Origin of the sequence: Winogradskyella sp. PE311, from assembly GCF_046545555.1 — a bacterium.
In the GTDB taxonomy this organism is placed as follows: domain Bacteria; phylum Bacteroidota; class Bacteroidia; order Flavobacteriales; family Flavobacteriaceae; genus Winogradskyella.
In genome coordinates, this window is record NZ_JBHZTH010000001.1 from 1,556,000 (window position 1) to 1,569,487 (window position 13,488).

A 13,488-nucleotide genomic window follows, 5' to 3' on the forward strand; every position below is an offset into this window, starting at 1 on the left:
GTGAAACTCCCTAAATTTCTTGGCGATAATATTGTACTTAAGATAACATCGCTTAATGCAGTTGTAATTACCATTAGGCTTATTGTTTCTGTTTTCATTCAACGTCTTTTAGCTATTACAGTAGGAGAAGCTGGTATTGCTAACATTGGCCAACTTAGAAATGTTATGGTAATGCTTACCAGTACATCTACACTAGGTACTTTTAGCGGCGTAGTTAAATATATAGCGGAGCATAAAGAGAATAAACCTGAATTGAAAAAACTATTTTCAACAGTTACATTGTTCATAATTGTAGGTTCTTTACTTTCGGCAACTATTCTGTTCTTTGGCTCAAGTTACTTTTCAAACTATCTTTTTAACTCCTTAGATTTTATATATGCTTTTAAGCTATTAGCAGTAATTGTTCCTTTTATAGCTGTAAATAGAGTAGTCAATGGTGTTGTCAGTGGTTTGTCGGAATATAAAAAGTATGCTAAGATTGAGCTTATAAGTTACCTCTTAGCAACTTTAGCAATCCTTATAGGTTTGTATACTTCAGAAATAAAAGGTGTTATTATTGCTATAGCTATTGCACCACTTATTCAACTTATTGTTTTGGGTTTTGTATTTGGTAAGACCTTAAGAGATTATTTTGATTATAAAAATATAAAGCTAAGTCTTGGCTATAAGAACAAACTTTTGGCATTTACTTTAATGTCTTTTATATCAGCATTTTTATTAAATTATGTTGAAATTTACATCAGAACTTTGCTAACGGACGAAATAAACATTAATGAAGCTGGTTATTGGACTGCAATTACATTTATTTCTAAAAACTATATGGTTTTTGCTACAGGTTTATTTACACTTTATGTAATACCAAAATTCGCTAATATTCATAGTGAAGTTGATTTTAAAGGTGAAGTACTAAATATTTATAAAACTATTTTGCCAATTTTTGGCTTAGGTATGCTTTTAGTTTATTTGCTGAGAGATCTAATTATAGAAATAATATACCCAGACTTTGTAGGGATGGAGCCATTATTTAAGTGGCAATTAATAGGAGATTTTATAAGGCTTTGTGCTTTAGTGTTGGCGCATCAGTTTCTTGCGAAACGACTAGTTAAAAGTTTTGTGATTACAGAAATTGTCTCTTTAGTCCTATTTTTTGTGCTATCTAAATATTTCGTTGGGATATACGGAACAGAAGGTGTGGTAATAGCTCATTTAGTGCGTTATGTTATTTATTTTATTGTAGTGCTTTTTGTAATTAGAGACTACTATAAAAATAGAATTACTACGGCTTAATTTTTTTTCCAGACGTCTAGATAATGTTTTGCACAATCTATGTAATTGTGATGCTTTTCAATAAATGCCCTAGCGTTCACAGAAATATTACTAATTTTTTTTGGGTTTTCAATAAGCCACTCTAGTTTTTCGGCGATTGATTTAGCATTGGGTAATGCATTAATTGCTATAGAGTCTTCTTCGATCTGATAATGATTTAGCCATTCTGTTTCTGCACCAGTAAAGACAACTTTACCTTTTGCCATGGCCTCTAAAGCATTGTAACCTTGATCATAAGCATATATCTGGTCTAATAGTATATGCGCAGAATCGTAAGCGTTAATATATTCCCTATATGGAAGACTTCTAACGGTTAAAATTTCTATTTTATCTGAGTATTTCTTATTTATAATAGCTAAGGCATCTTCAAAAATATCATTACCTTTTTTATAGTAGTTGTTATTATTTATACCATGAAAAATAATAATCTTATTACTTTGTTTTAAACTTTTAAATTTTAATAAATCAATATTAATAGGGTTAGGTATTAACCCTAAATACTTTGGGTTATTTCTAAGAGGTAAGTGGTAATCAATGTCTGAGGCAATAACACCAGTAATATTTTTATAAATATGATTGTGAAGTGCTATAAAATCGGGTTGTAAAAACTTTAATCCATAGCTCGTCATAGACTGATGTTTGCCATTTTTATAAGGCGTAAGTATAGAGTATTTTAGGTTATTATTATAGGCGTATTTTACACTTATATGATCAGTTCCACAAGACAATAGAAACAACTTTTTATTCCAACTATGTATGAGGTTGAAAATATCTTTTTCAACCTTTGCGGTACAACCAAAAGGTCCTTCGTTAATAAATTGCACAATATCATAATTACTAAGCTTAGGTTTCAGTTCTTTAATTCTTTTCTTTACATGTTGAGATTCTAGATCGAAACCAGTGATTTTATATAACGTATTTTTAATGAGTTTTTTTAACCCTTTTTGAAAACGTTTATGTATTGGTATATCTACAGTGTAATTTTTAAAGCCGTCCTTAGAAGCTACTATCGTAACGTCGTGGTTTAAGTGAGTTAATCCTTCTTTTAAAGAATTATGAAGTCTACTATATTCACCAACCAATAAAATTTTCATTTATATCGTTACATTTGTTTCAAAGATAATTGTAAATGAATAAACCCACCACTAAAAAGATATGTATTGTTGTTTCTTCTCTTGGTGGTGGCGGAGCAGAAAAGTCTTCGGCTATTTTGTCCGAGTTATTATTTGATATGGGTTTTGATATTCATATTGTTTCGGTACTAGATCAAATAGACTATCCTTATAGAGGAAAGTTACTTAATCTCGGTAAATTAAAATCGGCGGATGATTCTACATTAGGAAGATTTAAGAGATTAAAAGTGTTTAGAAATTATCTAAGACAGCATAACTTCGATTTTGTTATAGATAATAGAACACGTGTTGGTTTATTAAAAGAACTAGTGATTTCCAAGTGGGTTTATAAGCCTAAGGATACACTGTATTGTGTTCGTAGTTATAAGACGGATAATTATATAAACTCAAATCGATTTTTTGCAAGATTTTTATATGGTTCTGCTAATAAAATTATTACTGTGTCAAATGGTATTTTAGACAAATTAAAAACTGAATATGGTTTTAATAACTTAAAGGTTATATATAATCCTATTGATACAGTTAATGAAACTCATTTAGATAAAGACAAAAAGGAAGAGCAGTATATTTTATTTTATGGAAGATTAAATGATAGTGTTAAAAATATCTCTTTGTTATTAGATGGATATTCTAAATCGAAACTCTCGCAGTTAAATGTTAAATTGAAAATAATCGGGAATGGAGTTGATGAAGAATTCTTAAAGAAAAAAGCAAAAAACTTTAAAAGTCACGTTGAATTTTTAGATTTTCAACCTGATCCAATTCCGTATGTAAAAGCAGCGCAATTTACAGTTTTAACGAGTAAGTACGAAGGGTTTCCGAGAGTTCTAATAGAATCATTAGCTGCAGGAACACCTGTTGTTTCTGTTGATTGTAAATCTGGACCAGATGAAATTATTGAAAATGAGTATAACGGTTTATTGGTAGAAAATAATAATTCAGAAGCTTTAGCTAATGCAATGAATAGAATGTTTGACGATAAAGATTTATTTTTACAATGCGAGGCTAACGCAAAAAGAAGTGTTGAGAAGTTTTCTCGAACTGCTATTGGCTCGGTTTGGAAATCTATTTTAAATTAAATTCATGACAACGATACGAGACACTAAATTAATTGAAATACCAAAAGTACACGATGAGCGTGGTTCTTTAGCTGTTGTAGAAAAAGAGGTAATCCCATTCTCAATTAAAAGGGTATATTATCTATACGATGTGCCGAGTGATAGTTATCGCGGTGGTCATGCTCATAAAGAACAAGAGTCGATAATTATAGCATTAAGTGGTAGTTTTGAGGTTATAATTGATGATGGAAAATCTAGTAAACGTATAATGTTAAACAAACCGACACAAGGCTTGTATATTCCAACACATATTTGGCGAGAGATAGATAACTTCTCATCAGGAGCAGTTTGTTTAGTATTAGCGTCTACCACTTACGATGAATCTGAGTATGTTAGGAATTATAAAGAATTTAAAACTCAGTTTGTAGAATAATAAAGTTTTTCTCCTTTTAAGGATTTAATTTTCAACAGTAGTTTTATTAGCCATTTTGGGCTATTTATTAAAACTTTCTGTTTGTTATTTAATGAGTTTAGTTTTATGTGAGATTTGTAAAATTTAAAACTGTCTTTGTCATTTTGGAGTTTGCTTAAAATAGCCATGGAGTACCTATTTCGATCTAGAAAAGTCTTAACCAAATTATCTTGGTCTTCTTCTTCAAAATACTTGTCGAACTTTGGTTTTTTATCTAATTTAAAAGTTGTGTTAGACAAACTTTCATTATTGTAATTATAGAGTACAAGTTCTCTGTTTATAAAAACGACTTCATAAAATAACCCAAACCTAATCCACATATCTGTATCCTGACCTGAAACTATCGTTGTGTCAAAATAACCTGTTTTATCTAAGACAGATTTATGGAATACTATGCTAGAACTTGTTAGTATAGTATATTTTTGACTAGCCTTAAAATAATTATAGATTGCGTACAGTTCTTTTTGTTTGAAACTATAATTTACAGGTACTGTTTTATGCTTGTATTTTTGAGCAATTGCAACAGAGAAAATGTATGCGTCTGGAAACTTTATAATAGCATTATAAACGGCATTTAAATAATCAGAATGCCAAATATCATCACCATCCAATAATGCTATGTATTGATATTTTGCTTCCTCAATCCCTGTATTTCTAGCTTTTGATGCACCTTGGTTTTTAGTTGAGATTAATCTCAAACGATTATCATTAAAACTATTAATTATTTCAGCACTTTCATCAGTAGATCCATCATTAATAATAATGACTTCGAAGTCTTTAAACGATTGAGCTAAAACAGAGGCTATAGTGCTTCTAATAAAAGCTGCTTTGTTATATACAGTAATAACAACCGAAAAAAATGGTGATTGTGATATCATTTGATGTTGCAAAAGTAGCCTAACTTATAAAAATCAAATAATATAAGAGACGGTTTTGAAGAATTAAAGTTTTTAAATAGCAGAGGTTTACTCAATTTAAAAATTGTAGCTACTAAATAGTCTAAGTGTAGCGATTTTAATTTTCTGTGTAATTTAATAATTTTATTATCATCTACAAGAGGCTTATGAGATAAAACTAATGTCTTTAAATTTAATAATCCACTTTCTGTTTTTTTTATAAAAGTGGTTGCATTTTCTTGCCCATCGTGTATTACTGGGTTATTTATAAAATGCAGTTTTATTGAATTTGTTTTAAGGTTTTTAAAGAATATTAAATCCTCGTATCCATAACTTTTTAAGTCCTCATTAAATGGATGGGATTCTATGTGCGATTTCTTTATTAGAAAATTAGCAGAACTAAGTACATCTTTATTTGTATTTGCTTCTCGTTTCTTTGTGTAAAGCCACCTTAATATAAATGGTTTTTGTGGTTTATTTTCTTTTTCAATCATTCCACCAATAACTACAGGTTTATCTAGTTCTTCTAAATAACTAGTTAAAAAAGTATTTAATTTAGGGAATGTACCAGAGTCAATAAAAAGTAAATTGTCGTAAATAGCCTTTTTGGCTAGTAAATTTCTGATAGAACTTCTTCCAATATTCTGTTTTAAACAAATAAGTTTAGTATAACTAAGCGCATGTATTTGGTCTGCATTGTAATGTTTCTCGGTAGATGCATCATCAATTACAATAATCTCAAAATTAATATTACATTCAACTGCTTGTTTGTGTACCTCTTCAAGTAAAGGAAGTACATTATAATTATAAACAGGTATGAGTATAGATAGCATAATTGTTGATGCAAATATAAATATTGCAAAAAGGTCTAACCTTTGCGCTGTACCACTTCAAAAACTTTATTCTCATCACACTTCAATGTTTTACTAGGATATTTAAGAAGTAAAGCATAATCATGTGTTGCCATTAAGATGGTATTGCCATTTTTATTAATGTCTTGCAATACTTCCATAACTTCAATGCTAGTTTGTGGATCTAAATTACCAGTAGGCTCATCGGCTAATATTAATTCTGGGTCATTTAGTAAGGCACGAGCAATAGCAATACGCTGTTGTTCGCCGCCAGAAAGTTCATGCGGATATTTAAACCCTTTAGTTTTCATAGCTACTTTGTCTAAAACAGCCTCAATACGCTCTTTTATCTTTTCTTTTTCTTTCCAACCTGTTGCCTTTAGCACAAACTCTAAGTTGCCATTTATAGTTCTATCTGGTAATAATTTAAAATCTTGAAATACAATACCCAGTTTTCTGCGCAAAAACGGAATATCACTTTCTTTCATAGTTCGAAGGTTAAAATCTACAACACTGCCTTCACCTTCATTTAATTCTAAGTCCCCATAAAGGGTTTTCATAAAACTACTTTTACCACTACCAGTTTTACCAATGAGATAGACAAAATCGCCCTTTTCCATTTCAAAATTGACATTAGAAAGCACCATACTTTCCCCTTGGTATATTGTTGCATCTTTGAGTTGTAAAACCGTTTCAGACATATTATGGCTTAAAATTTGATTACTGTAAATGTATTATTAATAAAATCAATTATCAAGTTAACTAAGAATAGATTAACGCGTAAGAAGGCCTTTTTACCTATAACGATTTTAACATTTAATAAGTCAGTTTATAATTATACAGAATTTCTATCGTTATAGGTTTTGTATTAATTTATATTTGAATATCAATAAATAATAATCAAAAAACGAAACTAATGCTACTTTTAAAAAGACAATTAATCATCGTTTTTCTTACCTTTTCATTACTAGGTTTTGCTCAGAAATCAGCAGTTTACACTAGTGATTTAAAAGACTACCAGAAAGCATTAACCTTATATAATAATAAGCAATATAAAGCTGCACAGTCTTTATTTGACGATATAAAATACAACACGGATGATGTGGTGTTAAAATCAGATTGTTCATATTACATTGCCAACTGTGCTGTTAGACTAAATCAGAATAACGCTGACGATTTAATTGAAGAATTCGTTGAAGAATATCCAACTAGTACAAAACGTAATACGGCTTTCTTAGATGTTGCTGACTATTATTTTGAAAACTCTAAATATTCCTATGCACGTAAATGGTACCAAAAGGTCGATGAGTTGAGTATTGCGCGTTCTGAGCGTGATCGTTATAACTTTAATTATGGTTATAGCCTGTATTCTACTAGCAGTAAAACACAAGCTACAAAATATTTAAATCGAGTTATTAATTCTAAAGAGTATGGTTCGCAGGCTAAATATTATATAGGCTATATGGCTTATGAAGGAGATGACTATGATACAGCAAATGAATATTTTGACCAAGTCAGTGACAATGAAAAGTATAAAGAGAAACTCTCATACTATCAGGCAGATTTAAATTTTAAATTAGGAAAGTTTGAAAAAGCGATAGAGTTGGCATCAGAACAACTGCCAAAAAGTAATGCGAGAGATAAGTCTGAGTTATCAAAAATTATTGGTGAAAGTTATTTTAATCTCGAAAAATATACTGAAGCAATTCCGTATTTAAAAGACTATAAAGGTAAAGCTGGTAAATGGAATAATATTGACTATTACCAACTAGGTTATGCATTTTACAAGCAAAACGATTTTGAAAAGGCAATTTCAGAATTTAATAAAATTATAGATGCAGATAATCCTGTAGCACAAAATGCATATTATCATTTAGGTGAAAGTTATATAAACCTCGAAAAGAAACAGGAGGCACTAAATGCATTTAGAAATGCATCTGAAATGGACTACGATTTAAAAATTCAAGAAGATGCGTGGTTAAACTACGCTAAGATTAGTTATGAGATAGGTAACCCTTACCAATCGGTACCTCAAGTATTAGCAGGTTATTTAGATAAATACCCAGAGACGTCTTATAAAGAAGAAATTGAAACACTTTTAATAGATTCTTACATCACATCAAAAAACTATAAAGAAGCATTAGTACTTCTTAAAGGAAAAAATAGTTTTGAGAATAAAGTGGCATATCAAAAAGTTGCTTTTTTTAGAGGTATTGAATTATATAATGAAACAAGATATAGTGAAGCTTTAGAATTGTTTACTAATTCATTAAAAGAGCCGCGCGATCCTATTTTTGTAACTAAGGCGACGTTTTGGAAATCTGAAACAGAATATAATCTCACTAATTATAACGATGCATTAATTGGTTTTAAGCAATTTGCTGGTATGTCTGAAGCTTCTAGTTTACCAGAGAATGATAATTTAGATTATAATCTTGCATATACATATTTTAAGCTAAAGGATTACAACAACGCTTCTAAGTATTTTAAGAATTTTATAGATAAAAATGCAAGCGATCGCGTACGAAGAAATGATGCTTATCTGAGGTTAGCCGATGGTTATTTTGTTTCTAGTAACTATCAAAATGCTATAAATGCTTATGATAAGGCAATTCAAATTAATGAAATTGAAACAGATTATGCGTCTTTTCAAAAAGCAATGAGTCATGGGTATTTGGGTAAAAGTTCAACAAAAATTTCAGAGTTAAAAACGTTTATAGAAGGTTACCCTAAATCAGCATTAAGAGATGATGCCATGTATGAGTTGGCTAATTCTTATGTAAAGTCTAGCAATACAGATAAAGCTATGCAAATGTATGACCGATTAAATTCTGAATACAGAAGAAGTGCATTTACTTCTAAAGCATTATTGAGACAAGGGTTAGTGTACTATAACGGAAATGATAACGAGCGCGCTTTAACGAAGTTTAAAAAAGTGGCAAAAGATTTTCCTGGTTCTGGTGAAGCAGTGCAAGCTGTGTCAACAGCACGTTTAATCTACATAGATTTGGGACAGGTAGATGAATATGCACGTTGGGTAAAATCTTTAGATTATGTTGAGGTAACTGATGTTGAATTGGATAATACAATGTATGAAGCAGCTGAAAAACCTTATTTAGATAATGATACAGATAAGGCGATTCGTCAGTTTAATAAATACTTAAATCAATTTCCAAATGGTATCCATGCTTTAAAGTCGCATTTTTACTTAGCACAATTGTACTACAAAAAAGATTTGTTTGAAAATGCACGACCACATTACAAATATGTTGTTGAAGCTTCTAAAAGCGAATATACTGAGCAGGCTACGGTAAGACTTTGCGAAATTTACCTTAATAACGCAGATTGGTCAAAAGCGATCCCAGTATTACAAACGCTAGAAGCCGATGCAGATTATCCACAGAATGTATTATATGCACAATCTAATTTAATGAATGCTTACTATCAAACAGATGATTATGGTAAGGCTGAAACATATGCAGAAAAAGTATTACGTAACAAAAACTTAGACAATAAAGTAAAGAGTGATGCTAAAATTATTATAGCGCGTTCAGCCATAAAAACAGGTAATGAAGATAAAGCAAAGGGAGCTTACGCAGATGTGGAAAAAATTGCTACTGGCAGTGTGGCTGCAGAAGCTTTATTTTATAATGGTTATTTTAAAAATAAGGAAGGAAAGTATGAAGCTTCTAATACTACAATTCAAAAATTAGCTAAAGATTATAGTAGTTATAAGTATTATAGTGCAAAAGGTCTGGTTGTAATGGCCAAGAATTTCTATGCATTAGGAGATGCGTTTCAAGCAACCTATATTTTAGAGAGTGTTATTTCTAATTTCCCAGATTTTGACGATGTTGTGCAAGAAGCTAGAATAGAATTAAATAAAATAAAAGCTGAAGAGGCTAAAACAAATTCATCAATCGAAACAGACGATAACTAAAATCTCTTTGAAAAAATAGATCTTATAATTATCAACGCAATGTTCAATCAAACACGTAAATATGAAAATTAGATATATATATTTAATGATTTTCTCCTTAAGCTTAACTTTAAGTTTTGCCCAAGAACGGACAAAAGACACTATCGATGATCAGGTCGTTAATGTGGTAAAACCATACACACCTACAATTTCTGATGCCTTTAAGATTAAGGATACTCCGATATTAAATGACTCTAATACGATAAAGAAGAAGCAAGTAAAATATAATATATTTTCTATTCCGGTGGCTTCAACATTTACACCAGCAAAAGGCAAGGCTGCAAATGTGGACAAAGCAAAGTTTGTGAAATTATATGACAATTATGCATCATTAGGTGTAGGTACTTACACCACTATTTTAGGCGAAATATACCTCAATCACGAATTAAGTAATACAGAGAATGTAGGTGGTTATTTTAGTCATCATTCATCTCAAGGTGGTATAGAAGGGTTGCTGTTAGATGATAATTTTTCTAAGACAGGTTTAAATGCACACTACTCTCAAAAGTTAAGAGATTTTGCATGGAAAATTGATGCAGGATTTGATTTGTTAACCTTTAACTGGTATGGTTTACCGCAAAATTTCTTTGGTCAGACAGAAGCAAATGTAATTGACCCAAGCCATTCATTTAACAGTTTTAATGTTGGAGGTAAATTAAAGTTTGATGATGCTATTATAAACGATGGTAGCGTACGTTTTAGACGTTTTGGAGATAATCAAGATTCGGGCGAAAATAGATTTATTGCTAAAACAAGTTTTGATATACCAGTCCAAGGTGAAGAAATTAATACCGAATTTTATATTGATTATATAGGTGGTAGTTTTGATAGTGATTATAATGGAACTGCCGAAATTAACTATGGTAATGTAACATTTGGTTTATCACCATCATATCAGCTTAAACAAGATGACTTAACGGTTAATTTGGGTGTGAGATTAGTTTACCTAAATGATACAGAGTTTAATGATAATAAATTCTTTATCTACCCGAATATTGAAGCTAGTTACCGTTTAGTTGATGAGATTTTAATTGCTTATGGTGGAGTAAAAGGGGAGTTACAACAAAATTCATATTATGATTTTGCTAACGAGAATCCATTTGTATCACCAACCTTATTTATTGCTCCAACTGATCAGCGTTATAATGGCTTTATTGGATTAAAAGGTAAACTGTCTAACAATGTAAGTTATAACGTTAAAGGAAATTATTTTTCTGAAGAGGGAAAAGCATTGTATAAAGCTAATGACGCTCAAACTTTTGCAACCCAAGATTATCAATTTGGTAATTCATTTGGTGTCGTTTACGATGATGTCACTACATTTTCTGTGGCAGGTGAATTAAATATTGATGTGAATAGAAACTTTACCTTAGGTCTTAAGGGTGAATATTTTAATTACACAACAGACACCCAAGCTGAAGCATGGAACTTGCCAGATGTTACAGGTTCTATATTTATGGATGTTCAGATTTCAGAAAAATGGTATGCTGGTGCTAGTGCTTTTTATGTTGGCGAAAGAAAAGATCAACAATTGTTAGTTGGCGCATTGGTATTCCCAGACCCATCACCAATAACTTTAGAAAGCTATTTTGATGCCAATGCACATTTAGGCTATAAAATTAATGATCAACTTTCTGTATTTGCCAAAGTGAATAATATGTTGAACCAAGACTATGAACGTTACTTAAATTTCCCGGTACAAGGCATTCAGGCAATAGCAGGTGCTACTTATCAGTTTGATTTTTAATTTGAACGGTTAATTTTGCTAAATAATCATAGTGTTCACCATCTGCAATTTTCTCACAGCTCAAACCAACAGAGATACAAGCTGTTTGTAGAGTTGTAAAATCTAAGTACAACCACATCATTGGATTTTCTTTTTCTCCTTTATAAGAAATAAAATAATCCAATTCTCCAAAATAACGTTCAGAGTAATATGTGTCGTACATGTAAGAAATATCAGATGAGTCAATTAGAATTTGTCCGTTAGGTTTTAAAAGTGATTTTAAATGCTTCAAGTACTTTGCAACCTGAGATAATTCTTCAAAGATTCCTGTGCCATTCATTAATAACAAAATGCTATCAAATGTGTCGGTTTCTTCTAAAAGGGGTTTTAATTCAGCATTACTAACACCGCGTTTTTTAGCCACTTCAATAGCGCCGTTAGAACTATCAATCGCTTTTACGTTATAACCTTTATTTTGCAACCACAAAGCATGGTTACCAGATCCACAACCAACATCTAAAATATTACCCTTACAAAGTTGCAGCGCTTTCTGCTCGAGTTTTGGCATTTCAGAATAGTCTCTAAACAAATAAGGTAGTGGTAATTCATCATTATCCGAAATGTTGGTAGACGTGATAAGGTCTTCCGTGTAATTTCCGTTTTGGTAATCTAATAAGGCTTTTCCTAAGAGGTCTTTCATATTTATTTTAATTCCTTATCTATAGCTTCTATTAATTCATTACAACTTTCAGTGAATAAATTTACTAGCCGTTTTCTCGTTTTACTACTAGATTTATAAAATTTTGCTTTTCTATAAAAACCAGTATAGATTTTAGAATTGACATTATGAATCCAATTGGTATCAATACCCTTAAGATTTATTGGTTTTTCCCGTAATCTATCGATCAGTAAATCTAATGAGGATATATCTTTATTGTTCCTAATATCTTGTCCATTTCTATTAATCTCTAAAAAGGCACTCTCAAATCGCTTTAAAAGGATATAATGGTCATCTATTTGACTTCTTAGAATTTTATTATTAAGTGAATAAAAACTTCCATTATTTAGCATTTCATTATAGGTGCTATTTGTAACTTGGAAGGTCATCCATGTTGTACCTAATAGAGAATCTATGGTTTTAAATTGATATATTGATGAGTAATTTTTTAATAAGTTAATACCTTTAGTATTATCTCTTTCTATAGATGTGTAAATAGAATCTATAACCTTTAATTGGTCTATATTGTTTATCAACTCATCTTTTAGATTACTTAAGTAATTTAATTCTTGTTTGTCGCTTAGCCTATTTTGGTTCCAGCTGTTTATTCCTAATGCTATCAAAATACCAATAACCACTAATACAACTTCACCAATGGCGTATTTAAAATACTTACTGGTTTTACTATTGGCAATAAGGTCTTTACGAATTTTACGAAAAAATTTGAACATAATGAGTTAGTTGATAGCTTATTATCAAATATAAATAAAAATGAAATCTTTGTTTATGCTGAACTTGATTTGACTTATCTTATTAACTAACTTTACGATATGCAAAACCAAATCGATAATCTGCCGAAGTTAGCCAAAGATAAGCACAAGGAAAATAAAGCCTTTTTCACAAAACTTAAGAAGAGGCCACCAAAGAAATTAGATTATATGATGCAAGAGTTGCATGAAGAGGAATTTAAACAAACAAATTGTTTAGATTGCGCTAATTGTTGCAAAACCACAGGACCTTTGTTTACTGATAAGGATATTCAAAGGATTTCTAAGAGTTTTAAGATGAAAGAACAGCAATTTATTAGTACCTATTTGCGATTAGATGAAGAAAATGATTATGTTCTACAATCCGTGCCATGTACGTTTTTAGGTGCAGATAATTATTGCTCTATTTATGAGGTTAGACCAAAGGCATGCAGAGAGTTTCCGCATACAGATCGTAAGAAATTCCAGCAAATTTCTAACCTAACTTTAAAGAACGTTTCAATTTGCCCTGCCGCTTATAATATCGTAGAAGAAATGAAAAAACAAATTCAATTGTAATTAT

12 protein-coding genes are annotated in these 13,488 nt (G+C 30.6%); 6 read left to right on the top strand and 6 right to left on the bottom strand.

Annotation, left to right across the window (positions count from 1 at the left end; all coding sequences use genetic code 11):
* Complete coding sequence (locus ACFWU4_RS06645; protein WP_411126078.1) at nt 1-1,287, top strand: O-antigen translocase; 1,287 nt, start codon at nt 1-3, stop codon at nt 1,285-1,287.
* Here ACFWU4_RS06645 and ACFWU4_RS06650 read toward each other — a convergent pair.
* Nucleotides 1,284-2,420 carry a glycosyltransferase gene (locus ACFWU4_RS06650; protein ID WP_411126080.1) on the bottom strand — a complete coding sequence of 379 codons (1,137 nt, stop codon included), beginning with the start codon at nt 2,418-2,420 and terminating at the stop codon, nt 1,284-1,286. The genes ACFWU4_RS06645 and ACFWU4_RS06650 overlap by 4 nt on opposite strands.
* A 35-nt stretch (nt 2,421-2,455) precedes the next feature.
* Here ACFWU4_RS06650 and ACFWU4_RS06655 point away from each other — a divergent pair, with 35 nt between their 5' ends.
* Together ACFWU4_RS06655 and ACFWU4_RS06660 are read left to right on the top strand one after the other, a co-directional pair.
* Nucleotides 2,456-3,538 carry a glycosyltransferase gene (locus ACFWU4_RS06655; RefSeq protein ID WP_411126082.1) on the top strand — a complete coding sequence of 361 codons (1,083 nt, stop codon included), beginning with the start codon at nt 2,456-2,458 and terminating at the stop codon, nt 3,536-3,538.
* 4 nt (nt 3,539-3,542) lie between these two features.
* Complete coding sequence (locus ACFWU4_RS06660) at nt 3,543-3,950, top strand: sugar 3,4-ketoisomerase (RefSeq protein WP_411126084.1); 408 nt, start codon at nt 3,543-3,545, stop codon at nt 3,948-3,950.
* On the opposite strand, the gene ACFWU4_RS06665 is transcribed toward ACFWU4_RS06660, so the two are convergent.
* From ACFWU4_RS06665 to ACFWU4_RS06675, 3 genes are read right to left on the bottom strand one after another with little or no spacing between them, the layout of a single operon-like run.
* Nucleotides 3,935-4,867, bottom strand: coding sequence for a glycosyltransferase family 2 protein (locus ACFWU4_RS06665; protein ID WP_411126086.1), 933 nt, complete (start codon nt 4,865-4,867; stop codon nt 3,935-3,937). The genes ACFWU4_RS06660 and ACFWU4_RS06665 overlap by 16 nt on opposite strands.
* Nucleotides 4,864-5,718 carry a glycosyltransferase family 2 protein gene (locus ACFWU4_RS06670; protein WP_411126088.1) on the bottom strand — a complete coding sequence of 285 codons (855 nt, stop codon included), beginning with the start codon at nt 5,716-5,718 and terminating at the stop codon, nt 4,864-4,866. The genes ACFWU4_RS06665 and ACFWU4_RS06670 overlap by 4 nt, the downstream gene beginning before the upstream one ends.
* A 35-nt stretch (nt 5,719-5,753) precedes the next feature.
* Nucleotides 5,754-6,437, bottom strand: coding sequence for a cell division ATP-binding protein FtsE (locus ACFWU4_RS06675; protein ID WP_411126090.1), 684 nt, complete (start codon nt 6,435-6,437; stop codon nt 5,754-5,756).
* A 215-nt stretch (nt 6,438-6,652) separates the two neighbouring features.
* On the opposite strand from ACFWU4_RS06675, the gene ACFWU4_RS06680 reads away from it, so the two are divergent.
* A complete protein-coding gene (locus tag ACFWU4_RS06680; protein WP_411126092.1) occupies nt 6,653-9,676 on the top strand; it encodes a tetratricopeptide repeat protein in 3,024 nt (1,007 codons plus the stop codon).
* 61 nt (nt 9,677-9,737) lie between these two features.
* A complete protein-coding gene (locus tag ACFWU4_RS06685) occupies nt 9,738-11,462 on the top strand; it encodes a TonB-dependent receptor (RefSeq protein WP_411126094.1) in 1,725 nt (574 codons plus the stop codon).
* On the opposite strand, the gene ACFWU4_RS06690 is transcribed toward ACFWU4_RS06685, so the two are convergent.
* Together ACFWU4_RS06690 and ACFWU4_RS06695 are read right to left on the bottom strand one after the other, a co-directional pair.
* Nucleotides 11,440-12,141: a class I SAM-dependent methyltransferase gene (locus ACFWU4_RS06690; protein ID WP_411126096.1), complete on the bottom strand. Its 702-nt coding sequence runs from the start codon at nt 12,139-12,141 to the stop codon at nt 11,440-11,442. The two genes, ACFWU4_RS06685 and ACFWU4_RS06690, sit on opposite strands and share 23 nt — an antisense overlap.
* Before the next feature lie 2 nt (nt 12,142-12,143).
* Nucleotides 12,144-12,890, bottom strand: a complete 747-nt coding sequence (locus ACFWU4_RS06695) for a DUF6090 family protein (protein WP_411126098.1) — start codon at nt 12,888-12,890, stop codon at nt 12,144-12,146.
* A gap of 99 nt (nt 12,891-12,989) precedes the next feature.
* Between ACFWU4_RS06695 and ACFWU4_RS06700 the strand changes: the two genes are divergently transcribed.
* Nucleotides 12,990-13,484: a YkgJ family cysteine cluster protein gene (locus ACFWU4_RS06700; protein ID WP_411126100.1), complete on the top strand. Its 495-nt coding sequence runs from the start codon at nt 12,990-12,992 to the stop codon at nt 13,482-13,484.
* Nucleotides 13,485-13,488 lie beyond the last annotated feature (4 nt).

Excerpts from the sequence above, each read along its gene's own strand:
- ACFWU4_RS06650 (WP_411126080.1), bottom strand. The coding sequence starts at position 2,420 with ATGAAAATTTTATTGGTTGGTGAATATAGTAGACTTCATAATTCTTTA.
- ACFWU4_RS06655 (WP_411126082.1), top strand. The coding sequence starts at position 2,456 with ATGAATAAACCCACCACTAAAAAGATATGTATTGTTGTTTCTTCTCTT.
- ACFWU4_RS06660 (WP_411126084.1), top strand. The coding sequence starts at position 3,543 with ATGACAACGATACGAGACACTAAATTAATTGAAATACCAAAAGTACAC.
- ACFWU4_RS06665 (WP_411126086.1), bottom strand. The coding sequence starts at position 4,867 with ATGATATCACAATCACCATTTTTTTCGGTTGTTATTACTGTATATAAC.
- ACFWU4_RS06670 (WP_411126088.1), bottom strand. The coding sequence starts at position 5,718 with ATGCTATCTATACTCATACCTGTTTATAATTATAATGTACTTCCTTTA.
- ACFWU4_RS06675 (WP_411126090.1), bottom strand. The coding sequence starts at position 6,437 with ATGTCTGAAACGGTTTTACAACTCAAAGATGCAACAATATACCAAGGG.
- ACFWU4_RS06680 (WP_411126092.1), top strand. The coding sequence starts at position 6,653 with ATGCTACTTTTAAAAAGACAATTAATCATCGTTTTTCTTACCTTTTCA.
- ACFWU4_RS06685 (WP_411126094.1), top strand. The coding sequence starts at position 9,738 with ATGAAAATTAGATATATATATTTAATGATTTTCTCCTTAAGCTTAACT.
- ACFWU4_RS06690 (WP_411126096.1), bottom strand. The coding sequence starts at position 12,141 with ATGAAAGACCTCTTAGGAAAAGCCTTATTAGATTACCAAAACGGAAAT.
- ACFWU4_RS06695 (WP_411126098.1), bottom strand. The coding sequence starts at position 12,890 with ATGTTCAAATTTTTTCGTAAAATTCGTAAAGACCTTATTGCCAATAGT.
- ACFWU4_RS06700 (WP_411126100.1), top strand. The coding sequence starts at position 12,990 with ATGCAAAACCAAATCGATAATCTGCCGAAGTTAGCCAAAGATAAGCAC.